This window comes from Pollutimonas rozaliensis, assembly GCF_048751585.1.
GTDB lineage: Bacteria > Pseudomonadota > Gammaproteobacteria > Burkholderiales > Burkholderiaceae_B.
The window spans coordinates 1-266 of the sequence record NZ_JAZHOB010000155.1 but is presented as its reverse complement, the minus strand read 5'-3'; the positions used below and the strand labels follow the sequence as shown (position 1 = coordinate 266).

Genomic DNA, 266 nt, shown 5'->3' with positions numbered 1-266 from the left:
CATCAACCGCTAAAAGCATTTCAATGGAGCGTAATGCGTCTTTTCATCTTTACTTTACCTGCGGCTAGGCTTGGGGCGTATTGGTATGGTGTGATCGGATTGTTTATCGGCATCGCTTTAGGCCATATTATGGGCGGTTTGCTTGGCTACCTATATGCGTTACGGCTACGTCAACGAATACTGTCGATAACAAACTAGATACCAAGACAAGTTTTATGGCAACAAAAAACCGAAGCTTTTGACTTCGGTTCTGCTTCAGATTATCC

General features: G+C 43.6%; 1 protein-coding gene. It reads left to right on the top strand.

Annotation, left to right across the window (positions count from 1 at the left end):
* On the top strand, positions 1–198 hold a 198-nt coding region (locus V0R37_RS22370), incomplete at its 5' end, for a hypothetical protein (RefSeq protein WP_420376592.1).
* Between the last annotated feature and the right edge of the window lie 68 nt (positions 199–266).